Source organism: Planctellipticum variicoloris (assembly GCF_030622045.1).
GTDB classification, from domain to species: domain Bacteria; phylum Planctomycetota; class Planctomycetia; order Planctomycetales; family Planctomycetaceae; genus Planctellipticum; species Planctellipticum variicoloris.
Window position 1 is genome coordinate 3237339 of the sequence record NZ_CP130886.1, and the last position, 22269, is coordinate 3259607.

Annotated in this window: 19 protein-coding genes; 13 read left to right on the top strand and 6 right to left on the bottom strand. The window is 64.6% G+C overall.

Annotated features, from left to right (window positions below; genetic code table 11):
- The first annotated feature begins 21 nt into the window (after positions 1–21).
- On the top strand, positions 22–1566 hold the full coding sequence (locus SH412_RS12505; protein ID WP_336523852.1) for a metallophosphoesterase family protein: 1545 nt from the start codon (positions 22–24) through the stop codon (positions 1564–1566).
- 27 nt (positions 1567–1593) lie between these two features.
- Here the strand turns inward: SH412_RS12505 and lepB are convergent, their stop codons facing one another.
- The 5 genes from lepB to SH412_RS12530 form a co-directional block, all read right to left on the bottom strand.
- Complete coding sequence (gene lepB, locus SH412_RS12510; protein WP_336523853.1) at positions 1594–2490, bottom strand: signal peptidase I; 897 nt, start codon at positions 2488–2490, stop codon at positions 1594–1596.
- Positions 2462–2767, bottom strand: coding sequence for a hypothetical protein (locus SH412_RS12515; protein WP_336523854.1), 306 nt, complete (start codon positions 2765–2767; stop codon positions 2462–2464). The genes lepB and SH412_RS12515 overlap by 29 nt, the downstream gene beginning before the upstream one ends.
- A complete protein-coding gene (locus SH412_RS12520; RefSeq protein ID WP_336523855.1) occupies positions 2764–3321 on the bottom strand; it encodes an RNA polymerase sigma factor in 558 nt (185 codons plus the stop codon). Before SH412_RS12520 ends, SH412_RS12515 begins: the two co-directional genes overlap by 4 nt.
- Positions 3322–3577: 256 nt before the next feature.
- The gene (locus tag SH412_RS12525) at positions 3578–4930 is read right to left on the bottom strand and encodes a tetratricopeptide repeat protein (protein ID WP_336523856.1); all 1353 of its coding nucleotides are present in this window, start codon (positions 4928–4930) and stop codon (positions 3578–3580) included.
- Positions 4927–6243 carry an FG-GAP repeat domain-containing protein gene (locus tag SH412_RS12530; RefSeq protein ID WP_336523857.1) on the bottom strand — a complete coding sequence of 439 codons (1317 nt, stop codon included), beginning with the start codon at positions 6241–6243 and terminating at the stop codon, positions 4927–4929. Before SH412_RS12530 ends, SH412_RS12525 begins: the two co-directional genes overlap by 4 nt.
- Positions 6244–6683: 440 nt before the next feature.
- Here SH412_RS12530 and SH412_RS12535 point away from each other — a divergent pair, with 440 nt between their 5' ends.
- Both SH412_RS12535 and SH412_RS12540 read left to right on the top strand, forming a co-directional pair.
- Positions 6684–9647, top strand: coding sequence for a PVC-type heme-binding CxxCH protein (locus tag SH412_RS12535; RefSeq protein WP_336523858.1), 2964 nt, complete (start codon positions 6684–6686; stop codon positions 9645–9647).
- A 247-nt stretch (positions 9648–9894) separates the two neighbouring features.
- The gene (locus SH412_RS12540; protein ID WP_336523859.1) at positions 9895–10323 is read left to right on the top strand and encodes a hypothetical protein; all 429 of its coding nucleotides are present in this window, start codon (positions 9895–9897) and stop codon (positions 10321–10323) included.
- Positions 10324–10545: 222 nt separating this feature from the next.
- Here SH412_RS12540 and queA read toward each other — a convergent pair whose 3' ends face one another.
- Positions 10546–11598, bottom strand: coding sequence for a tRNA preQ1(34) S-adenosylmethionine ribosyltransferase-isomerase QueA (gene queA / locus SH412_RS12545; protein ID WP_336523860.1), 1053 nt, complete (start codon positions 11596–11598; stop codon positions 10546–10548).
- A 241-nt stretch (positions 11599–11839) separates the two neighbouring features.
- Between queA and SH412_RS12550 the strand changes: the two genes are divergently transcribed.
- The 10 genes from SH412_RS12550 to SH412_RS12595 all read left to right on the top strand — a co-directional run bounded on the left by SH412_RS12550 (position 11840) and on the right by SH412_RS12595 (position 22007).
- A complete protein-coding gene (locus SH412_RS12550; RefSeq protein WP_336523861.1) occupies positions 11840–12973 on the top strand; it encodes a glycosyltransferase in 1134 nt (377 codons plus the stop codon).
- Between the two features lie 169 nt (positions 12974–13142).
- Positions 13143–13568, top strand: a complete 426-nt coding sequence (locus SH412_RS12555) for a division/cell wall cluster transcriptional repressor MraZ (protein ID WP_336523862.1) — start codon at positions 13143–13145, stop codon at positions 13566–13568.
- 639 nt (positions 13569–14207) lie between these two features.
- Positions 14208–15128, top strand: coding sequence for a 16S rRNA (cytosine(1402)-N(4))-methyltransferase RsmH (gene rsmH / locus SH412_RS12560; RefSeq protein ID WP_336523863.1), 921 nt, complete (start codon positions 14208–14210; stop codon positions 15126–15128).
- Between the two features lie 47 nt (positions 15129–15175).
- A complete protein-coding gene (locus SH412_RS12565) occupies positions 15176–17308 on the top strand; it encodes a LysM peptidoglycan-binding domain-containing protein (RefSeq protein ID WP_336523864.1) in 2133 nt (710 codons plus the stop codon).
- 30 nt (positions 17309–17338) lie between these two features.
- A complete protein-coding gene (locus SH412_RS12570) occupies positions 17339–17638 on the top strand; it encodes a hypothetical protein (protein WP_336523865.1) in 300 nt (99 codons plus the stop codon).
- 177 nt (positions 17639–17815) lie between these two features.
- Positions 17816–19624, top strand: coding sequence for a peptidoglycan D,D-transpeptidase FtsI family protein (locus tag SH412_RS12575; protein WP_336523866.1), 1809 nt, complete (start codon positions 17816–17818; stop codon positions 19622–19624).
- Positions 19625–19916: 292 nt separating this feature from the next.
- The gene (locus SH412_RS12580) at positions 19917–20684 is read left to right on the top strand and encodes a hypothetical protein (RefSeq protein ID WP_336523867.1); all 768 of its coding nucleotides are present in this window, start codon (positions 19917–19919) and stop codon (positions 20682–20684) included.
- Positions 20685–20765: 81 nt separating this feature from the next.
- Positions 20766–21293, top strand: coding sequence for a class I SAM-dependent methyltransferase (locus SH412_RS12585; protein ID WP_336523868.1), 528 nt, complete (start codon positions 20766–20768; stop codon positions 21291–21293).
- A gap of 204 nt (positions 21294–21497) precedes the next feature.
- A complete protein-coding gene (locus tag SH412_RS12590) occupies positions 21498–21737 on the top strand; it encodes a hypothetical protein (RefSeq protein WP_336523869.1) in 240 nt (79 codons plus the stop codon).
- A gap of 33 nt (positions 21738–21770) precedes the next feature.
- Positions 21771–22007 carry a hypothetical protein gene (locus tag SH412_RS12595; protein ID WP_336523870.1) on the top strand — a complete coding sequence of 79 codons (237 nt, stop codon included), beginning with the start codon at positions 21771–21773 and terminating at the stop codon, positions 22005–22007.
- Positions 22008–22269 lie beyond the last annotated feature (262 nt).

The following is a 22269-nucleotide window of genomic DNA, read 5'->3' on the forward strand; positions in this document are numbered from 1 at the left end:
TCTCAGTTCAGGACGTATTCGATGCCCCAATGGCGCGCATTTCTGCTGCTCGCAACCGCACTCCTCGGCTCCGCCTTCGTCCGCGCCGAAGAATTCCGCGTCCGGCCCTATCTGCAGAATCCCGCCCGCGACGCCATCACCGTCCGATGGCTCTCCGAGGACAACCAGCCAGGCGTACTCACGGTGGACATGCCCGGCGGCCCCCGTACGTTCTCATCTCAGCCTGTGCAGGCCGCGGCGCTGGCGTACAATCCGTTCAAACCCGAACCGGGCGGCCCGCATCCCGCCGTCCCCTGGCTGCACCGCATCCGCGTCACCGAGCTTCAGCCCGGAACGGAGTACCGCTACGCAGTCCGTCAGGGAGACCAGACGTACGAGAGTCGCTTCGCCACCGCCCCCGGCCCCGATCAACCCGTCCGCTTCCTCGCCTGTTCGGACTCCGAAACCGAGCCCGAATCCTCCACCAGCCCCCCCGTCGACTGGCCCGCGCCGCCGGTTCACAATCGCCCCGAAGGACTGACGAAGTACGTCGTCGACCAGACCACGGGCTATCGTGAAAACCTCAACATCATGGCCGCCCGCAAACCCCAGTTCATTCTCATCACAGGCGACCTGGTCGAGACCGGCGGCGAACAGCGCGACTGGGACGAATTCTGGCGCCACAACGCCGGCGAATACGGCGCCATCGCCAGTCGGATTCCCGTGCTCCCCGCCCTCGGCAATCACGAGAACTACGCCGGCCCGGGCGGCGGCTACAGCGCGGAAGGGGCCAACTTCGGCGCCGCCAAGTTTCTGACGTACTTCGAAGTCCCGTCGAACGACGCCGCCAATCCGCAACATCACGGCCGCTACTACCGGCTCGACCACGGCCCGATCACGCTGATCACCGTCGACTCCAGCGACGGTCTCCCCGAAAACACCGCCGCAGACACCAACCACAATCTCACCGGCAGCCATGCCCCCGACTTCAACCCCGGTTCCGAGCAGTACCGCTGGCTGGAAACTCAGCTCGCCGACGCCCAGCAGAAAAGTCGTTTCACCTTTGTGCAGTTCCACCACACCATGTTCGGCTCCGGCCCTCACAGCATCCCCTTCGGCAGCCCGAATTTCTCCGGCCAGTCGGGCATCGCCCTGCGGATCATGCTGCCCCTCTTCTTCCGCTATGGAGTCGACGCCGTCATCTCCGGCCACGACGAACTCCTGGAGCGATCCGAGGTCGCCGGAACGGAAACTCGGCCCGACGGCTCGACCCGGCCGCAGCTCATCCAGTTCTTCGACGTCGGCATCGCCGGCGACGGACTCCGCGGCCCCTCGACCGGTTTCGACAACCCCCACCGCAAATTCCTCGCCCACGACGTCCCCGAAGTCTGGGAAGGACGCCGGCTCGTCTCGGGCGGCAAGCACTACGGCCACCTGGAGGTCAACGTCGCCCCGGACGCCAGCGGACGCTGGGCCGCCGAATTCACCCCCGTCCACGCCTTTCCGCAGATGGACGCCGAGGGAAAAGTGGTCGGCTGGGAACGTCGGATGTACGATGATGTGGTGCGGATTTCCGCCGCGGACTGATCCCTGCATCAGCCGGACCAACGCGGATTACCGCACTGCCCCCAATCGCTCCCAGGACTTCGCCGGCCAGTAGCGGTACGTGGCGACGCCGACGACTTCTCCGTGCGACACCGCCCCGAACGTCCGGCTGTCATTCGAATTGCCGCGGTGATCGCCAAGCACGTAGTAGGCTCCGGGGGGGACAGTGACCGGCGACACGTTCGCGAACTCTCCATCCCGATCGGGGCGGATGGCGTACTGCCGATCGGGCTGCCGCTCCAGCACGTCAATCCCACGATCCGCCTCAGGCGGCGCGATCAGAGTCTGCGTCAGCGCCTGCCCGTTGACAATAACGGTCCCGCGGCTCAGAGACACGGTGTCGCCAGGCAGGCCGACGATGCGCTTGATGAACCTCTGCCGCCGGTCGAGTGGATTACGGAAGACCACCAGGTCGCCGCGTTCCAGCGTCCGCGTGGCAATTCCCAGTCTGTTCGTCAGAATCCGGTCTCCCGCGACGATTGTCGGGGCCATCGAATCGCTGGGAATGACGAACGCCTCCACCACGTTCGACCGCAGAAACAGCGCCAGCGCAATCGCCAGCGGAACTGTCGGCAGGATGAGGATCGTATAGACCCACGGGTCGTTGTATTCCTGCAGGGCGTACTCCCGCATTTCCGGCAGCCGCGCCAGCCGACCCGCATCCCGCACCGACCAGAGCGCGAGCCAGACCAGCCCCAGGGCGACGACGGCAAACACCGCCACCGCCAGCGTGGAAGTGGCAATCGCCGCCAGCCCCACGATGGCCAGCCCCAGCAGCAGGCAGCCGCCATTGATCAGCAGGCCGCGCCGCACGGCCCCGCAGTAAATCTGGCCCAGCCCGCCGCACAACAGCGACAGCGTGATCGCCAGCCAGGGCTCACGAGCCTTGATGACCGGGTTCAACATGCTTCAATTCCTTCACGTCTTTCGCCGCGACAACCGTTGCGTCCGAGGACGCCTCCACGCTCGGCGCCAGCACAAACTCCAGCACGCTCCCCAGCCGCACCGCACAAACCACCACCGCCGCCGTGCAAACCAGCGCCGGCCAGAACCGACTCCGTCGGACCGGCGGAGCAGGGGGGGCCAGCCCCAGTTGCGCCAGCACGCGATCCGCCAGCCCCTCCGGGGGGCGAACCTCCCGTTGCACCTGTTTCCAGCGTTCCCAGGTCTCTTCGTGATTCATGTCGACTCTCGCTTCGCGCAAGCAGGCTGCCAGTCCTGCAGCGCCTCACGCAATCGCTCTCTCGCCCGGCTCACGCGGGACTTCACCGTGCCGATCTCCACGCCTTCAATCGCCGCAATCTCCGCGTACGGCAGATCCTGCAACTCCGCCAGCACGAACGCCGTCCGCTGTTCGAGCGGCAACCGCTCCAGCGCCCGGTCGAGTTCCTGCCAGACTTCGCCATCCGCCTGCGCGGCCTCCGCCGCCGGCAACGGCCGGGAAACCTGTCGTTCGATTCTTTCCCGCCGCTCCCGGCCGCGCAGGACGTTGCAGCAGCGGTTGCGGGTGAGCGCCAGCAGCCACGTCGAAAACTGCGCCCGGCCTGCCTCAAATTCCCCGAGCTTGCGGTACGCCGCGACGAACACCTCCTGCGCAACGTCTTCGGCCTCCCCGGCATCCCGCAGCAGTTGCCAGGCGAAGCCGTACACGCGCCGCTCGTGCCGCTCCACCAGTTCCCGAAATGCCCCGGCATCGCCGGCCAGCACGCGAGAAATGATGGAAACGTCGTCGCTCATGTCCTGCCGCCACTGGTCATCCTGCCGTCCGACAGTAATACACCGGTCGACGGGGAACGGTTCCCGGAAACTCGAAAATCCCCCAATCAACCTGTGCCACCCCGCCGAACGCGACTCGCGGAGAGCTGTCGGTTGATGAATTGGCCGAATCGCGGCGCATCGCTCCGGGAGCCCCCAAAACTTTCTCCGCTGCGATGGTCTGCTGCGCTGTCTTTAGTGACTGAGAATCCTCGCCCCGGAGACGCTGGGGGCAGGCTCAATCTGATTGGCCGGGCCGCAGCCGGCTGAGCGCCGCCAGCGCGCGGCCGTGGTTCGGGTCTTGCTTCAGACAGTCTTGGTAGGCTGCTTGAGCGTTCGAGCGGTTTCCCTGGGCGTTGTAGACTTCGCCGAGGTAGAACCACGAGCGAGCCGAGGCGGGGTTCTGCATCACGGCGTCCTGAAGGGCTGACTTCGCCGAATCGAGGGCGTCGTTGCGGTAGGCCGCGACTCCCGTGGCCTCGAGCTGCAGCGCGGCATGGCGCCGGGCCGCTTCCAGATCCCCACGTTGTTCATACACGGCGGCTAGCTTGCCGTGGACCGTCGCGGTTTCCCCCAGGAGGATGGCCCGGCGCCAGTTGTCCAGCGCCTCATCGACATGGTGCATGGACATGTGCACGTCGCCAATCCGTTCGAGCAGGGCGGGTTTCAGAACACCCTGCTGGACGGCCCGTTGCAACAGATCCAGGGCTGCGGCGGGGTTTCCCGCGTTGAGCTGCAGTTCCGCCGCTTTCGGCAGGAAGGAGTACTCCTGGTGATGACCGGGGATGGCGGCCAGAACGCATTCGGCTGCGATGCCGGGGTCGCCAAGTTGCGAACATTGATTGAGCCTGCGCAACATTCCGTAGCGTGTGGCGATTATCGCGATGTGCATGTTCTGATCGTTCAAATCCATGCGCTCCTGCACCCGTTCAAGCCGGCTGATGAATTCGGCGGCCTGCTCGGTTCGCCCCAGGGCGGAATGACATTCGGCCTGAAGCTGAATCGTCTGAATGGCGTCTGGCATCTGTCTCTCGAGCCGGTCGAGCAATCGGGTGGCTTCGGAGAGATCCCCGCGGCGCAGGGCATTTTTCGCCTGGAGGTAAAGGGCTTGAGGCAAATCACCGGCGCGCTGCAAGGCCGCGTTGGCCTCCTCCACGTTCTCTTCCCGCAGGAAGTTTCGCCCGATCCGGTAGTGACAGCTTTGGGCATGCGATTCGGACACCAGGGCCAACGCCTGCGCATACCGCTGACGGGAGGACTGCATCTGCCCCAGTCGCTCGAGTGCGCTCGCCCAGCCGTAGAGTATCCGACCCGATGCCGGGTCCAGTTCCGCGGCCCGGCGGAAGCACAATTCCGCTTCGGGATGGCAGCCGTGTGCGAGGTAGGCCTCGGCAAGTTCCAGCCAGGACTCGGCCTGCGATTCGTCGAGCCCCTCGCGCAAGGCTGATAGATCCGCTGCCGTCGAGTCATCCAGACGGCTCAGGTTGGGATTCGGAACCGGCGCGCGAGACAGCGAGCGCGACACCTGCCACCCGGCCCAGGGGACTTCGAGGACAACCACGATGGCGAGGATCCGCCACACGAAGATCATCTGGCGACCTCCTCGACGTGACTGAACCACCCCGTGATGCTGCCCAGCCGATCATACGGTCCCAGCAGATGCAGGCCGCCGGCGACGATGTCGTCGCGACCGTCCCCATTCACGTCACCGCACGCCACGGTGACCAGATGGGTCGGTGATTCGTCGATCTGCCAGATGTGAAAGTTCTGGCGGCCGTCGTTCTCCAGCCACACAATGCTCGCGTGCCGCGGGTTCTCCCACTCGTTGACCATGCTCACCAGCACGATGTCCCGGTGACCGTCTCCGTTCAAATCCCCGACGGCTGCGGCATAGGCGCCGCCAAACTCCGCCACCCGATGCACAGCGAATTCCCAGTCGCCCCGATTCTCCAGCCACAGGCATCCATGATAGGGTTGGGGATAGGCGTGTTCTTCTTCCAGGTTATCGCCGGTGGGTAGAACCAGGTCAGTGTCGCCGTCGCCGTCCAGATCTGCGGCGATCAAGCCGGCACTTCCCAGGTCAAAGTTCGGCGAATAGAACAGTCGGTGGGACTCGAACCGGCCTGCTCCGAGATTCTCAATGCCCCAGACTTCCTCCTCGTCCTGTGAGACCACTGCGGCGATGTCCAAATCGCCATCCCCGTCATAGTCGGCCAGCGGCACATGGATCGTCCCGGGCGCGACATGCAGCCGATGGTCGCGGAAGGTCAGGTGGCCCAGGTTTTCCAGCCACAGGATTTCCCCGTGCGCATAGCCGAAGACCGCCACGGCGATGTCCGGCCTTCCATCGCCGTTCAGGTCGCCGACCTGGGCATCGGCGACGCGGCGGACGTCGTCCAGCAGCACGCGCTGTCCGAACCCTGCGGGCGTGTTTTCCAGCAGCACCAGCCGACCGATCACGCCGTCATCGGGCCAGATGTTTCCCAGGACGGAAACCAGCACGTCGTTGTCGCCATCCTGGTCCAGATCGACGATGGTGGCATGGGCCGGCGCCGGCAGACCCTCTGCCAGGATCTGCTCCTCCCATTTCCCCCCCGGCAATTGTCGATGACAGACAACCCGGTGGCGACGGGCATCACAGGCAATGACGTCATTCAGACCGTTGCCATCGAAATCGTAGATTTGAACATTCGTCATCCAGGCTGGTCGCTCGGGAAGCAGGTCGATGGGCTGCTTCAGCAATGGCAACGTAGATCGGGGAAACGACGATCCACCGGAGTACCGCAGGGGGGCGCGTCCCAGGGCCGGCAGATGTGGCAACATCATCGCGATGCCGAGGGGGATCAGGACGACAGCCATCGCCAGCCCGGCGATCGAATACCGAAGTGATTTGTGGTCCTGCATTTCGCCCTGCTTCGAAGTTGCCGGTCGCTGGCCGGGTTTTCCGATGTTTCAGTGTATCCGGTTCTGCACTTTCGGGGAAATGCGGGGTTGTCGGGTGCGGAAACTGGTCGCTGCGTGAAAGCGGCTCTGCGGGCACACTGATGTTGGAAACGGCATTCCGCGACAGTTGACAGGCAAGACCGTACACACGCCGCTCGTGCCGCTCCACCAGTTCCCGGAATGCTCCGGCGGCGCCGGCCAGCACGCGTGAAATGATGGAGACGTCGTCGCTCATGTCCTGCCGCCGATGGACACCCTGCAATCTGCCAGAGAAACACCGCTCGACGGGGAACGGTTCCCGAGAATTCGAAAATCCCCCCCGGTAGCCGCTCCGCCCCCGCCCCGGCTATGATCCACACTTATTGATGGGTGTCCCCCGAACCGCTGGAAGGATCGCAGGAATGCTGTGGACCGTGCGCGCGCGATACGCACTGCTGATGCTCGGAAGTCTCTGGTCGGGTGCGGCCAGCGCCGCCGACCCGGCGCCCCTGGTCAAAGGACCGCTTTCCCCCGCGGACGCGCAGAAAATCTTCCGTCTCGACGACGGACTGACCATCGAACTGGTCGCCGCGGAACCCGAAGTCATTGACCCCGTCGCCATCGCCTTCGGTCCCGCCGGTGAACTCTGGGTCGTCGAAATGCGCGACTACCCGCACGGCCCCAAACCGGGCGAGCCCCCCCTCTCCAAAATCCGCAAACTGACAGACGCCGACGGCGACGGCCGCTACGAAACCAGCACCACCTTCGCCGAGAACCTGCTCTTTCCGACCGGCGTCCTCCCCTGGCAGGACGGCCTGATCGTCACCCTGTCCGGCAAGGTGGCTTTCATTGCTGATCGCGACGGCGACGGCCAAGCCGAACACCAGGAAACCTGGTTCACCGGCTTCACCGAAGAGAATTCCCAGCTCCGCGCCAATCACCCCACGCTCGGCCCCGACGGCTGGATCTACATCGCCAACGGCCTCCGCGGCGGTACCGTCCGCTCGCATCTGCCGCAGACGAAGAACAAGGAGCTCGCCGTCCCCATCACCGGCCACGATTTCCGCTTCCACCCCATCACGGGCGAGTTCGAAGCCGTCAGCGGCCACGGCCAGTTCGGCCTGACCTTCGACGACGCAGGCCGCCGATTCGTGACCACCAACCGCAATCCCTGCATCCAGGTGGTGCTGGAAGAACGCTATCTCAAACGCAATCCGTTCCTCGCCGTCAGCAGCGTCGTGCACGACGTCGCCGCGGCCGGCGAGGCCTCGCGTGTCTACCCGATCTGCAATGCCTGGACGACCTCGACGCTCCATGCCGGGCAGTTCACCGCCGCCTGTGGCGTGCTCATCTACCGCGGCGACGCGCTCCCGAAAGAGTATTACGGCAATGCCTTCACCTGCGACCCAACGGGCAGCCTCGTCCATCGCGAAGTCATCACCGAGGCAGGTGTCGCGCTGACTGGCAAGAGTCCCTATCAGGACCGCGAATTCCTCGCCAGCCCCGATTCCTGGTTCCGCCCGGTCAATCTCACGTACGGCCCCGATGGCGCCCTGTACGTGGTCGATATGTATCGCGCCGTGATCGAGCACCCTCAGTTCATGCCCGAGGAGTTGAAAACCCGCCGGGATCTGCTCGAAGGAACCGACCGCGGCCGCATCTGGCGCATCCGCCCCTCGGCGAAGAAATTCGCAAAGTTGCAACTCCCCGGCACAGCGACCTCCGACCTGATCGCACTCCTGGCCCACCCGAACGCCTGGCAGCGCGAGACCGCCCAGCGACTGCTTTTACAGCGGGCGATCGCCGGCGACGCCGAAGTCATCCCGCAGCTCCTGCCGACCGTCAAGTCAGGGAAAACTCACGAAAGCCGGCTGCTGTCGCTCGGACTGCTGCAGGTTCTGCAGCAGTTGCCCGTCGATGTTATCAAGACCGCTCTGCATGATTCCTCACCAATCGTTGCAGCGGCTGCACTGAGAGATTACGAGCCCATCCTGATATCCAACCCGGCCGCGCTGGCGGACCTGGCCCCGCTCAAAGCCAGTCGGGATCCGCTGGTCCGATTCCAGTTGGCGCTGTCACTCGGCGAAACCCCGGCGGCGGAACGGATTTCAGCCCTCAGCGACCTGATCATTGACGACCCTTCGGATCCCTGGATCCGACTCGCAGTCGCCAGCTCGGCCGGCGACCAGACCGGAGCAATCCTGACCGCCGCCCTGAAGCGCTGGATCGCTGCCGGCAAGTTCCCCGAGGGTGGGCTGGAGCTGGCCACGCAGTTCGGCGAAGTCGTCGGCAGCCAGCGCGATCCCAATGTCATCGTGCCGATCCTGCAGTTGGCATTCGACGACCTCTCGGAAAACGATCTGAAACGCCTGCGATTGGCGGCCGCGTGCGTGCGCGGCATTGGCGGCGGGCTGGCGCGACGCGGGCAGTCGTGGGAAGCGTTCTGCGCGCAGCATTTGAAGCCGGCCGATGCAGGCCTGTTCCTGCTCCCCGGTGCACTGCTGAAGCACGCCGGTAATTCGCTGGAATTGCGAACGGAAGCGCTGCGGATGTTTCGCTGGAACCCACTTCCCGTGAATGCGGTCCCGCTCCTGCTCGATCTCGTCTCCGGGAGCGAACCCGCGGAGATCAAACTCGCCGCACTGGAGACCGCCGCCCCCTTCCTCACTCCCGAGGCGGCCGGCAAACTGGTTGCCATTTACGGAAGCCAGACCCCCACGGTCCGCCGGGCCGTTCTGGACGCCCTGCTGGCGACGGAAACTGGAGCTGGAGCAATCCTCACCGCCGTCGAGACGAAGCGAATTCAAGTGGCAGAGATCGAGCCGACCCGCGCCGCCCGCCTGTCGAATCATCGCAATGCGGAACTGAAAAAACGGGCCGCCGCTCTGTTTGCCGCCGGCAATGCCGACCGTGTCGCTGTCCTCAAGCAGTACGAAGCCGCTCTCACACGGAAGGGAGACGAGCTCCGCGGCCGGGCGATCTTCGAAAAGAACTGCGTCACCTGCCACCGGATTGCCAACATCGGCGTCAATGTCGGGCCGGACATCGGCGACACGCGCGACAAAACCCCCGCCACGTTGCTGACGAACATCCTCGACCCGAACAAAGCGGTCGACAACAACTACTTCGGCTACACCGCCGTGCTCGAAGACGGCCGCGTCTTCACCGGGATCATCACCGCGGAAACGTCCTCGTCGATCACGCTGAAACAGCCCGAGGGAAAAACCGAAACCCTCCTCCGCACAGACCTCGAAGAGCTGAAAGCCTCGGGGCAGTCCCTGATGCCGGTCGGCGTCGAGAAAAACGTCACCGTCGAGCAGATGGCCGACCTGATCGCCTTTCTCAAGAACTGGCGCTATCTGGACGGCAATGTCCCTCTGCCATGAGTCCCCGAGGACCGTCGTTCCGTCCGCGAGACCGGGGTGGCCGGGACAGCAGCGTCGTCGCAATGCCCCGGAGTCGCCCGGACACCGGAGCTTCCCTTCGGCCCGGCCCCGATTTCACGCGAATCGAATCAGGTCGCCAGCTCCCGACCTGTTGCACGTGTCGGCAATCCGCTATCTTTCCAACATCGCCGCGCGAGCCGTCGTCGCGGTTTCCAGCAATCCCTCATGGACGTGTTTCGGGAGCAGCATGATGAAGCGCATCAGGTCGATCGTGGCGGTGGCGGCAGTGGGAACGGGACTCGTCGCAGCATGGTGCCTCGGCGCGGCGTACGCCAGCGCCAATCAGGACGACAAGGCCAAAGCACTCTCTGCGATCATGCGCAAAAAGCTCGACGCCTCCTCGCAGATCCTCGAAGGACTCTGCATCGAAGACGCCGACATGATCATCGCCGGCGCCAACTCACTCGGCGAAGCGATGGGGAAGCCCGAACTGCTCGCCGTCTTCCGCGATGCCGAGTACCGCGAACACAATCGCGAATTCCGTGAGATCACCCGCCGGCTCAGCGAAGCCGCCAAAGCGAAGAACTTCGACCAGGCGACGCTGCGCTGGGTCGACGGCGTGATGTCGTGCATCGAGTGCCACAACCACACGCGGAACGCGAAAAAAGAACAGTAAACGGTCGCTGCAATAAGTCGTTGCGAACGTCAGAGGACGAGAGCAGATCGCGTCTCGCTGATCGCCAGAGACGGTTTCTTCCGGCGATGGCCGATCAGCGGTTCGCGATCAGCCCCCACAGTTCGATTTCTACAATGTTGCGTCGTTACGAGAACTCTTCGTATGACTTTCTTCTCCGCGGCCTCTGTGAGATATCTTCGGTTCGCTTCTCGAACGCAGCCATCACAGCACCAGCATCGCGTCGCCATAGCTGAAGAACCGATAGCGCTCCGACACCGCCTCCCGGTACGCTTCACGGATCAGCTCATACCCGCCAAACGCCGACACCAGCATCAGCAGCGTCGACTTCGGCAGGTGAAAATTCGTCAACAGCACGTCGACCGCCTGAAACTGATACGGCGGCCGAATAAACAGCCGGGTCTCGCCGCTCCAGGCCCGCCAGCCCGCCGCCGCGACCGCGGACTCCAGCGTCCGCAAGCTTGTGGTGCCGACCGAGACCACCCGACCTCCGGCCGCCTTCACGGACTGGAGCTTCGCAGCAGTCTCTGTCGAAAGCTCGCACCATTCCGAGTGCATCACATGCTCGCGGACGTCCTCGACGCTCACCGGGCGGAACGTCCCCATCCCCACGTGCAACGTCACGTGCGTCCGGTCGATCCCCCGCGCCGCACAGGCCGCCAGCAGTTCGGGCGAGAAGTGCAGCCCCGCCGTCGGAGCCGCCACCGACCCGGGATTCCGGGCGTAAGTCGTCTGGTACCTCTCCCGATCCGCCTCGGTCGGCTGTTCACGGTCCATGTACGGCGGCAGCGGAACCTGCCCATATCGCTCCAGCAGCTCCACCGGGCTGCCGGGCTGCAGCGGCTCCACGAGCCAGCCCCCTTCATCAATCCGCTCGATCAGCGTCAGCCGGAGCGGCTCGAACCCGGTCGCCGAAATCGCCAGCTCCTCGCCGGGTTGCAATTTTCCCCGCGTCTGTCCGATCAGTCGCCAGCGACCTGAAGCATCCGAACTGAGATACAGTCCCTCCCACTTCCCGCCGGTCCTGGTCCGCACGCCCTGCAGCCGGGCCAGGAGCACTCGGCTGTCGTTCACAACCAGACAATCGCCCGCCAGCAGCAGTTCCGGCAGCTCCGCGATCTGCCGATGCTCGATCGTGCCCGCCGCCCGCCGGACGACCAGCAGCCGCGAGGCATCTCGCCGGGCAAGCGGTTCCTTGGCAATCAGCTCCTCCGGCAGCGTATAGTCGTAGGTCTCAAGTCGGTCGAAATCGGGCATGGCAGGTTCCTGGCCGGTCGCGGGTGCACCACGGTAAACGGGGCCGCCCAGAACGGAAAGGGGACCGCCCGGTCCATTTCTTGAAAGTCGCTGCTGCACAACTCCGGGTGGCCGGGGCTGGACCGAAGGGAAGCCCCGGTCTGTCGATGACTCACAAGGACCGGGGCCTCGCGAAGACGCTCCTGCCTCGGCCACCCCGTCATTCCCGATCTCCATCAGCCACTCGCGAAATCCCCCGCCCATGCCCACACGCATCGCCTTCTGCATCACCGAGCTCGACCCGGGGGGAGCGGAATGGGCGCTCGTCCGGCTCATCGAGCACCTGGACCGGGCCGAGTGGGAGCCGCGCGTCGACTGCCTCGGCCCCCGGGCGCCGCTCGTTGCAGAGTTCGAGCGCCTCGGCGTACCCGTCACCTGCCACAACGGAACGGGCCTCGGAAGCAGTTTTCGCGTCTACCGCCAGCTCGCCCGAACCTGGCGGGAATGGCGGCCGCAGATCGTCCAGACATCGCTGTTCCACGCCAATCTTCTCGGCCGACTGGCCGCCCGCCGGGCCGGGGTCCCCGTCGTCTGCTCGGGACTCCGGGTCGCCGAACGCCGGAATCGCTGGCATGGCCGCCTGGACCGCCTGACGAATTTTCTCGTGGATCGCAACGTCTGCGTCAGCCGGGGCGTCGCCGACTGGGCCGAGCACGAGGTCGGCCTGCTTCCCGCAAAGACAGTCGTAATCCCCAACGGCGTCGACGTCGAGCGCTTCGCCGGTGCCGCCCCGGCGGACTTAACCGGTCTGGGTATCCCCCCCGGCAGCCGGGTCATACTGGGAATCGGCCGGCTCGACCCCCAGAAAAGCTTCGACGATCTGCTGACTGCGTTTGCCGGACTGGCGCCGCGGCACAACACTGCCCATCTGCTCATCGTCGGCGAAGGCCGGTTGCGTGGGGCTCTGGAGGCCACCCGCGACACTCTCGCTCTGTCGGACAGAATCCACCTGCCGGGCCGTCAGGACGACATCCCAGGCCTCCTGGCAGCCTCGGAGATCTTCGTGCTCGCCTCCCGCTGGGAAGGGATGCCAAACGTCGTCCTGGAGGCGATGGCGGCCGGCAAGTCCATCGTCTCGACAACCGTTGAAGGAATCAGAGAGTTGCTGCTGGAAGGTGAATCAGGGCTTCTGGTTCCGCCCGAAAGCCCCGTGCAGTTGCAGAGGGCAATTGAGCGGTTTCTCAGTGACTCCCAACTCGCCCACACCTGCAGCCACAACGCACAAACTACTGCTGTATCACGCTTTACGAAATTCACCCCTGCAGCAGCCACCGCAGCCTTGTATCGACAGGTCCTGGCTGACAAGCTGTCTGCGGGGGCAAAACCGGCCTCCTGAACGGGGCCGGAAAAATTTTCCCAAAATCGCCAATCCGAAGCCCGCCAAGCACCTTGGACGCGACCGGACCCGGCAACCCGCCATTGGCGCTCAGACCGTCCTTGCGTGATCCAGCCCGATTGGTACATTTGGGCCGTCGTGGGGACGCGTGGGGGAAAGTGGTAAAACAATGGCTCTCACCGGGACCTATCTGCGGGCGCTCGATGAGAAACGGCGTGTCGCAGTCCCGAAACGCCTCCGCGACGATTTTGGCGAAGCCAACCTGGAACATTTATTCATCGCTCCCGGGACGGAAAAGTCCCTTGTGATTTACGCCCCCAAAGCCTTCGAACAACTGGCTGGCCGGCTGGCCGATAAAGCCAGCCACCAGAATTTCCTGAGACTGTTCTACTCCTCGTCTGAAAGAGTCGATCTGGATGGTCAGGGACGCATTCGCATCCCCGACCGACTGGCCGAATACGCCGGACTCAGCCGCGAAGCCTACCTGCTTGGCATCCAGGATCACGCCGAGCTGTGGGACAAAGCCGCCTGGGACCAGTTTGTCTCGCGGACAACGCCGGAATTCGATCATCTCGCATTAGAAGCTCTGAGCTGACACCGTCGCTTCGACAGGATTCACCAGACGTACAACACGCCCCGGAACCGTCGCCACATGACGGCCTCCGTCGGCTGAATGCTTCCGCTGGCTGACCGGGCTTAGCGGATCGGAGGGGGTGGCAAGACGCCGCCCCGCAATCGGGGTGTCCCCACGGCAGAGGGGACATCCGCTGACGTTCGCCGGGAGATCGCATCTCAACGGGTGGCACGGAAGTCACCCGCGGCCTCCGTCCGCCACGGGCGGAGCCGGTGCCGACTCAGAGATGGGTTCGGCTGGATGCCCCATTCGGCGGCGTTAGACGTCGGATTCGTGGGAGCAATTCGTCACGCACTTCAGGATTCTCGTTGAGACCTGAACACTCGAGGCGTCCTCAATCCAATTCCCACTCAACGTCCGGCGGGCCTTCAAGCCCGCCGGACGTTCTTTTCTAGCGAAAAGCTCAAAGCGCAGAGCGGAACGCCAGACAAGAGAAGGCATGCCGACGCACTTCATTCTGGCTTTCAGCTCTCCGCTTTCCGCATTCCGCCCACAGCAATCGCTCTTCCCGCGCCAGTGGCTCCTGACATATAACCCGCGCGGCGACCGGCAGATTCCGCCGGCCCCTGAGTCTTTGTACGCATCCCGGAGCACTTCCCGATGAACACCGGCCCCAGCCGATCGCCGCGATCGGTGCACGTCCCGGTGATGCTGCGCGAAGTGCTCCAGCAGCTCGATCTCCACCCCGGTCTCGTCGTCGCCGACGGCACTGTCGGTGCAGGGGGGCACAGCAAGAAAATCTGGGAACGCATCCAACCGGGCGGCCGCCTGATCGGCACCGACCGCGACGCCATGATGCTCCGCTGGGCTCGCGAAGCCCTCCCCGATCCCGCAGTCATTCTGCAGCAGGGAAGCTACGTCGAGCTGCCGACCGTGCTGGCCGGCCTCGAACTCGACGGCGTCGACCGCTTCCTGCTCGACCTGGGGCTGTCGTCCGATCAACTTGAAGACCGCGAACGGGGCTTCAGCTTTCGGGCCGAAGGCCCCCTCGATCTCCGATTCGATACCCGTCAGGGATTCTCTGCCGCCGACTATCTGGCCACCGCCACCGCCGAACAACTGGCCGACGATTTTCACAATTTCGGCGAAGAGCATCACAGCCGGCAGATCGCCAGCTATCTCGTGGAGCACCGCAGCCAGTCGCCGGTCCGCACGGCGAAAGAACTGGCCGACGCCGTGACAGCCTGCCTCGGAAACAAAGCCTCCAACAGCGAACGACACCCCGCCACGCGCGTCTTCCAGGCGCTGCGGATCGCAGTCAACGCCGAACTGCAGCACGTTCAGCAGGGCGTGGAAGAAATCGGCCCGCAGATCGTCCGACCGGGCGGCCTGATGGCGGTGATCACGTTCCATTCCCTCGAAGACCGACTCGTCAAACAAGCCTTTCGGGACAAGCGGATCTGGGAAGACCTGACTCCCAAACCGCTCGTCGCCAGCCCCGCGGAAGTGCGGATCAACCCCCGCAGCCGCAGCGCCAAGCTCCGCGTCGCCCGCCGGCGACCGACCTCGAACGCAACCTGAATCTGTCCCCGACAAAACGGCCCCGTTTCCTGGCAGGAAGCCTCGCCATGACCCGTGAAACCCAGATCGGTCTGACGCTCGTCCTCATCCTCTCCGGAGTGTTCGGCTTCTTCGTCTACAAGAAGATCAACAACCCGACCGCAGCCGTCGCCGCGGCGAATCCGGACGACCAGGACGATTCGGCAAAGCCCCCCGCGCCCGAAACGCCGCCGGCAACGGAACCGGCGAGCCCCGCAACGGGCAGCCAGCAACCGCTCATCGCCGCCAGTAACGACCGGATCAACGTGAAGCCCGCAACGGCCAGCCGCGTGCTGCCCGACTCCCCCGTGGCGGCAGCCCCGCGAACCCCTGTCGAACCCAAAGCACAGCCCACCCCGGATGACGACGTTTTTGGCGCACCGGCCGCGACGACAGTCACCACTCCGGCCGCGCGCCCCAAATTGCCAACCTCCATTCCCGATGATGAGAGCGACCCGTTTGGCGCTCCGGTCCAACCGGCGAAACCGATCTCCATCGCTTCCCGATCACCTAGTGTCATGGAAGTCACCAGCGCCACTGTCCCGGACGAATCCGAAGACCCCTTCGGGGCTCCCCCCGAGCGCGAAGAGCCAGCCGGTTCCGAACAGGATCCGTTCGGCGGCGCCGCAGTAGCCAGCACAGACTCTCCGTCCGAGTCCGACGATCCGTTCGGCGCCCCGTCCCCCGCCGCTCGACCGAAGCTGCCGACGGTCACTGATGACGCTTTTTCCGATCCGCCGCAGCAACCCGCTGAGAGCGAAGCCGACCCGTTCGGAGCCCCGGCCAACCCCGTGGCGATGGAATCCCCGGTATCCGACGATCCACCCGCGTCTCGCACAGCCGACGACGAGCTGGGCTTCGGCGCCGCTCCGGCGGCGACCAGCCAGCCCGAACCCGCCAATCCCGTCCGGCTGAGTCTCCCCGTCGCCGAAGAAACCGAGTCCGATCCCTTCGGCGCCGCGGAGCCGAAAACCGCATCCGCCCCCCCGGCAACGCTCGGCGAACCCGAGTTCGACTCCGCCCCGGTGGCACGACCGGCCCCGATGTTGAACCCGTCGGCGACCTTTGCGGCCGAAGATCAGGACGCCTTCGAGCCCCCCGTAAAACTCCAGCAGCCCGAGCCGGTCGAACTGACGCGGAACTCCGCCGAAGAAGAAAACCCCTTCGGCGCGGCGGCGGCCGAAAGCACCACCGACGTCCGCCGGAGCGAACCGGCGACCAGCACGATTTCTCAGGAAACCGACGAGCCCGAGTTCGCTCCGCCCCGCCGCACTCTGGAGCCTCAGCCCAGTTCGATCGGCGGCCCGCTCCCCCGTCCCGCCCCGACTCTGCCGCTCGAAGAGACTCCAGAACTTCCCGCGGCCCGTCCGGCGCCCGCCCCGCGCCCGGTGGCCATCGACCTTCCGAAACCCGGACCGATCACCGCCGAGCAGCACAGCGTCGAGCCGAACCAGAACTTCTGGACTCTCTCCCAGCGTCGCTACGGCACCGGACGATATTCCGAAGCCCTCGCCGCCCATAACAAGGAAAAGGTTCCCGATCCGACCGCCATCCGCCTGGGAACTGTCGTTTCGCTCCCCGCGGCCCAGGTCCTCGAACAACAGTATCCGGATTTGATCTCCAAACTCGCCGAGCCCCAGGTCGATCCCCGCTCGGTCGTCGCCGGCCCCGAGCAGTATGTCATTCAGGATGGCGACAGCTTTTGGAAGATCTCCAAGAAGGTCTACGGCGATCCCCGCTACTGGGACGCCCTGCAGAAACACAACAGCGAAACCGCAAAACTGCCGACCCTGAAACCCGGCACGATCATCTCCACGCCGCCGGTCGGCGTGCTGGACCAGAAGTTCGCCAGCCTGATCACTCCCCCGGCCGCGAAGCCGACGACCCCCGCCGGCGTCCCTCTACCGGAAACTGCCGACGACGCCGCCCCGGGTCTGTTCGCCGCGGCGGATGGGCAGCCCCTCTACCGCGTCGGCAATGGGGACAACCTGTCGGGAATCGCCCGCGCCACGCTCGGCCGCTCGTCGCGCTGGGTCCAGATTCTCCACCTGAACCGCGAGACCCTCAAAGACGGCAACGACCTTACACCCGGCACGGTCCTGCGGATGCCCGCCGACGCCACCCAGGTTCAGATGTCGAGCCTGGAACGCGATCGCCGATAACAAGTCGGAGAGACTCCGGAGGATCGGTCGATGTTTTTCCGTTTCGGCGCCGCCGTCTGCTTGGTCGTCCTGATCGCCCTGGCAGGGACTGCGCTGGAAAAGCACTGCCTGACCCTCCGCCGGACCATCAGCCATCAGGAGTACCAGAAGGAAGTCCTGCTGGAACGCCTCTCCGAACTGCGACTCGAAGCCCAGCGCAAAGGGACGCCCGCCAGCTTGCTGACACCCCTGGAAGAGGGAACCTTTTCGCTCGAACGCCCCGAAAAACCGATCCGGGAAAGCTTCCCCCGCCCGCCCCTGCTGAACTGGAGCCAGCGGCCGGAAGAGTAGTCCGAAATGTCGAAGGGGAAAGCCGGGAGACCGGGACCGTGTAGGGTGAGTCGAGTCCGCGAGGCTCACCTCTTCATCAGGTATTGCGGTGAGCCTCGAAGACTCGACTCACCCTACTTCGCACGAACCAGCGCCCCACGGAGTCCGCATTCCACCGCTCGCCGAAAGCCCCCCTCCGTGTCCGCCGACTCCGAATCCTCTCCGACCACTGACCACGGACCACGGACGACTGACCACTCCTGGCGCCTCCACGCCATCGTTACGCTCATCGGCCTGGCCTGGCTGGTTCTGGCCGGTCGCCTCGTCCAGCTTCAGTGGCTGCAGCGCGACGACCTCGCGTCGCGGGCCGAGCGCCAGCGGGTCTGGGTCGAAGAGATCAGCGCCCGCCCGGGTGATCTCTTCGACCGCGAAGGCCGGCTGCTCGCAACCACCGTCCGCAAGCGGAGCCTGTTCGTCGTCCCCAGCCGCATCCGCGATCCGCAACCGCTGGCGAAGGCCATCGCCGGTGCTCTGGGTCTCGATGAAACCTGGGTCCGCAAGCAGGCCGAGCCCGATCCCGAGCGGCACTTCGCCTGGATCAAACGCCGGCTCACCACCGCCGAAGTCGAGCAGATCCGAGCCCTCGATCTCCCGCCCCGCACCTGGGGCTTTCGCGACGAGTACCAGCGGGAATATCCCCAGGGACCGCTCGCCACGCAGGTCCTCGGTCTGCGCGACATCGACGGCGTCGGCCGGGGCGGCGTCGAACAGGGTCTCGACGACCTCCTCCGCGGCCAGAACGGCTCCCGCCAGCTCCTCCGCGACGCGCGCGGCCGGGTGATGGACCGCGAAGACGACGAATTCTTCCCGCCCCGACACGGGCAGGACGTGACGCTGGCCCTCGACAGCGTGATCCAACTCTTCACCGAGCGCGAGCTCGATCAGATCATGACCACCTGGCAGCCCGAAAGCTGCTGCGCCCTGGTAATGGATCCAACCTCCGGCGACATCCTCGCGATGGCCTCCCGCCCGACCTTCGACCCCAATCACCCGGAGCAGGCGACCGACGACGCCTGGACCAACCGGACCATCGCCGACATCTACGAGCCCGGCTCAACCTTCAAACCGTTCGTGGTCGCCTACGGCCTCGAACACGGCCTGATCCGCCGCGACGACCAGTTCGATTGCGAATGGGGCGAGTACCGCATGGGCCGGCGGGTCCTCCACGATCACCACCGCTACGGCACGCTGAACCTGACCGACGTCCTGGTGAAGTCGAGCAACATCGGCATGGCCAAAGTCGGCGAGAAACTGGGGAACGACAACCTCTACGCCGCTGCCGTCCAGTTCGGCTTCGGCCGCAGAACCGGCATCGAGCTCCCCGGCGAGCAACCCGGCGTCCTCCGACCGCTGGCGAAATGGACCTCCTACTCCACCGGCTCGATCCCGATGGGCCACGAGCTCGCCACCACGCCCCTGCAGCTCCTGACCGCTCACTGCGCCCTGGCCAACGGCGGCACACTCTTGCAGCCCCGTTTAGTCCTCAACGAAACCGCCTCGCGCGTCACAGACCCAGCGGCGTCTGTCCCACCCAACCCGCTCTCCGGCCGGCTGGTCCAGCAGACCGTCTCAACCGAGACCGCGCACTGGCTGATCGAAGTCCCCATGCAAGAAGTCGTCACCCGCGGCACCGGCAAGCGGGCCAGAATCCCCGGCTACCACGTCTTCGGCAAAACCGGCACCGCCCAGAGTCTCTCTCCGCAAGGGGGCTACCAGAGCGGCAAATACATCAGCTCCTTCGTCTGCGGCGGCCCGGTGGAACATCCCCGCCTGCTGGTGCTGGTGGTGGTCAACCAGGCCAGCGTCGGCAGCGAATCCTTCGGCGGCAAAGTCGCCGCCCCCGCCGCCGCCGAGATTCTCAAGCAAAGCCTGGTCTACCTCCGCATCTCGCCCGACCAGAAGCTGATCCAGGAGGCGCGGGCATGGCGGGACGAGGTGCTGGAGTAAGAAATGTCGAATGACGACGGCGGAATGTCGAAAGCGTAGGGCCGGGCGCGCCCGGCCGATCTTCGTCTTCTCCTCTTCCGGGTGGCCCAGACGCCGCTTTGGGCGTCTGGGTGACGCAGTCACAGGAGGCAGTGGATGAAAACCGTCGACCGTATCGGGCCGGAGTCCGGACGGTCTCGGTCTTGATCCAACGCGAACCGCTGAAAACTCAGTGCTGGCCGCCCCGGAGAGTGGTTACAATACTTGGGGTCCGGTCGTTCCTCCGTCCATCGCTTGCCTACGGGAGGTCGCCATGAAACTGAAGTTGGCCGCGTCCGTCTCCGTCCTCTTGTTCGCCTGCGTTGCGGCTCGCGCCGATCACCCCCTCTTCCTGGAGCACGACGCCTTCTTTCACTTCGAATGGCCCGAACTCTCGGAACCAGACATCGCTGACGGTCGCTTGACGGTGAAATACATGACCTCTGAAATCGGCTTTCTCGGCTGGACGAGTTACTTCGGCACTTCGAAACTGGTGATTCGTGACGTCGACAAGCTGTTGCCTCGTCTCCAATACGCGGTGAAGCTCTGCCGAAAGCGGCATGTGCGTCTGGAGCAGGTCTTCCCTCCCGATAAAACTCGGGACAAGGAACATCGGCAGGTCAAGAATCCAATCCACGTCTTTGTCTACAACCGGGGAGTGGACTTCGAGAAAGTCGTTCCGTTTCTCAAGCTGAACGAGCAATCGAACGAAGACATCGCGAGTTGGGATCGAGACGCCAATCGTTGCATCCCGGGCCGATTCTTTTCTGACATGATGGGCTACGACACGCGAATGGCGGCCGATGTGCCGTCTCTGACAACAAAGATGTCAACCGACCGGGAGATTGCCGAAGTTGACGGAGCGAAGATCTGCTGTCTCATGGTCTGCGACGAAGACCTCAAAGACATTACGTTCAACGATTGTTTCTCGTTGGACGAACGCTCGAATCCCTATGTTGCGTTCTTCACGACGGACGAAGCCGGTTCAAAGAAATGGGAGGAGGGATACCCTCATTGGAAAGCCACCGAGGACGAGGAGTGATTTCCTGCGGATGCGATACCAAGTGCGCAGCAGGACTTAGTACACGCTTGATCACGCACTCGATCAACCTCGACGCCTCCTATGGCACTCCTCACCACCGCACAACTCGAAGCCTCCCCCATCGTCGCCAACAACCGCATGAACCGCGAGCGGAACCTCGCCGGCTCCAACGGCTACGACCGGGAGCTGCGGCTGCACCCGCTGGAGCGCCTGGCCGACGTCGTCCGGCGCCGCGGACAGGCGAGCTGGCTCGACCTCTGCTGCGGGACCGGCCGGGCGCTGGTCGAAGCGGCACAACAGGCCGATGTGGCCAACCTGCCGCTGACCATCGTCGGCGTCGATCTGGCCGGGCTGTTTTTCCCCGCCTCTTCGCCGCGACTGGTGCGGCACGAAGCCAGCCTCACCGACTGGCAGCCGGACCGGTTCTTCGATCTCATCACTTGCGTCCACGACCTGCATTACATCGGCGACAAACTCGACTTGCTCGCGCGAGCGGCAAGCTGGCTGACCGACAATGGCCTGCTGGTCGGCAATCTCGACCTGGCCAATCTGCGGCTCGCGGACGGTCGACCCGCCGCACGCATCTTCGCGGCCGAGTTCCGGCGGTAGGGCTTCGAATTCTCATCGCGGCACAGACTCGTCCGGCGCACAGGCCGGGGCGTTATCGACTGGCCGCTGCAATACCTCGGAGCCGACGATCAGGCCGGCCCCAACTCCACTGGACAGCCGGCCGTCAACTCGTACTATGAACGGACCATCTGATCAGACGCATTCGCCCTCGACGATCGCTGACCGCCTTCTGGAATCACGACCATGCTCAAAGCCATGTTCCCGGCCTGCGCCAGTTTCGGACCACTCTTCATGGTGATGGGCTTTCTAATGCCCAACCGGGGCGAGGGTCTACCGATTAGCTTCTTCCTGGCAGTGCCTGGGGCGCTGATGACCACGATCGCCCTGAACATGCTCTACCGCGCCGTGACGTCTCTGGAGCGACCGGCCGGGATGACCACGACGACCGCGGAGACGAAGCTCCCGGGGTCGGTGTCAACCTGATTCTGGAGACGCGAGAGTTTCGGGAATGCGATCATGCCCAGATTCCAGTGGTACAGCCGATCCGACATCGGGTGGCTCGTCGGCATCCCGCTTTATGCCTCGGCGTATTACTTCAGCATGAGACTGTTGTGGGACAATCATTTTCTTCTCGGGACAGCAGTCATGGTCCTGGGCTTCCAAGCCGCGGACTGGCTGAAAGACCGCACGATGATCTGGTTTTCCCCGGCTTTGAACGCCCCCTCCAGCGATCAGAATCCCAGCAACAGTTGAGCGAATCGAACAAGAAACGGCCGGGCACAGCCAGCCCTGCTTTCGACATTCCGCCTTCGTCATTCGACATTTCTTCTCTGCGAACTCCTCTTCCCCCCCGCGACTCTGCGCGAGATCTTCTCTCGCCGCCCCCCACAATGGCACCGCTAGCCCCCAGCGCCAAGAATCGCTGATTGGCGCATCCCGTCCGACCAGTTCCACATCCGGCGTCTTCATCCTCCAGCCTGCAGCAGCAGTAGTCCACGGAACGCAAATCACGTAC

What these genes read in the sequence shown, in the direction of transcription:
- lepB (WP_336523853.1), bottom strand. Translation starts at nt 2,490, where the DNA reads ATGTTGAACCCGGTCATCAAGGCTCGTGAGCCCTGGCTGGCGATCACG.
- SH412_RS12595 (WP_336523870.1), top strand. Translation starts at nt 21,771, where the DNA reads ATGCCCAGATTCCAGTGGTACAGCCGATCCGACATCGGGTGGCTCGTC.
- queA (WP_336523860.1), bottom strand. Translation starts at nt 11,598, where the DNA reads ATGCCCGATTTCGACCGACTTGAGACCTACGACTATACGCTGCCGGAG.
- SH412_RS12590 (WP_336523869.1), top strand. Translation starts at nt 21,498, where the DNA reads ATGCTCAAAGCCATGTTCCCGGCCTGCGCCAGTTTCGGACCACTCTTC.
- SH412_RS12580 (WP_336523867.1), top strand. Translation starts at nt 19,917, where the DNA reads ATGAAACTGAAGTTGGCCGCGTCCGTCTCCGTCCTCTTGTTCGCCTGC.
- SH412_RS12520 (WP_336523855.1), bottom strand. Translation starts at nt 3,321, where the DNA reads ATGAGCGACGACGTTTCCATCATTTCTCGCGTGCTGGCCGGCGATGCC.
- SH412_RS12585 (WP_336523868.1), top strand. Translation starts at nt 20,766, where the DNA reads ATGGCACTCCTCACCACCGCACAACTCGAAGCCTCCCCCATCGTCGCC.
- SH412_RS12540 (WP_336523859.1), top strand. Translation starts at nt 9,895, where the DNA reads ATGATGAAGCGCATCAGGTCGATCGTGGCGGTGGCGGCAGTGGGAACG.
- SH412_RS12530 (WP_336523857.1), bottom strand. Translation starts at nt 6,243, where the DNA reads ATGCAGGACCACAAATCACTTCGGTATTCGATCGCCGGGCTGGCGATG.
- SH412_RS12535 (WP_336523858.1), top strand. Translation starts at nt 6,684, where the DNA reads ATGCTGTGGACCGTGCGCGCGCGATACGCACTGCTGATGCTCGGAAGT.
- SH412_RS12550 (WP_336523861.1), top strand. Translation starts at nt 11,840, where the DNA reads ATGCCCACACGCATCGCCTTCTGCATCACCGAGCTCGACCCGGGGGGA.
- SH412_RS12570 (WP_336523865.1), top strand. Translation starts at nt 17,339, where the DNA reads ATGTTTTTCCGTTTCGGCGCCGCCGTCTGCTTGGTCGTCCTGATCGCC.
- SH412_RS12505 (WP_336523852.1), top strand. Translation starts at nt 22, where the DNA reads ATGCCCCAATGGCGCGCATTTCTGCTGCTCGCAACCGCACTCCTCGGC.
- SH412_RS12555 (WP_336523862.1), top strand. Translation starts at nt 13,143, where the DNA reads ATGGCTCTCACCGGGACCTATCTGCGGGCGCTCGATGAGAAACGGCGT.
- rsmH (WP_336523863.1), top strand. Translation starts at nt 14,208, where the DNA reads ATGAACACCGGCCCCAGCCGATCGCCGCGATCGGTGCACGTCCCGGTG.
- SH412_RS12515 (WP_336523854.1), bottom strand. Translation starts at nt 2,767, where the DNA reads ATGAATCACGAAGAGACCTGGGAACGCTGGAAACAGGTGCAACGGGAG.
- SH412_RS12525 (WP_336523856.1), bottom strand. Translation starts at nt 4,930, where the DNA reads ATGATCTTCGTGTGGCGGATCCTCGCCATCGTGGTTGTCCTCGAAGTC.
- SH412_RS12565 (WP_336523864.1), top strand. Translation starts at nt 15,176, where the DNA reads ATGACCCGTGAAACCCAGATCGGTCTGACGCTCGTCCTCATCCTCTCC.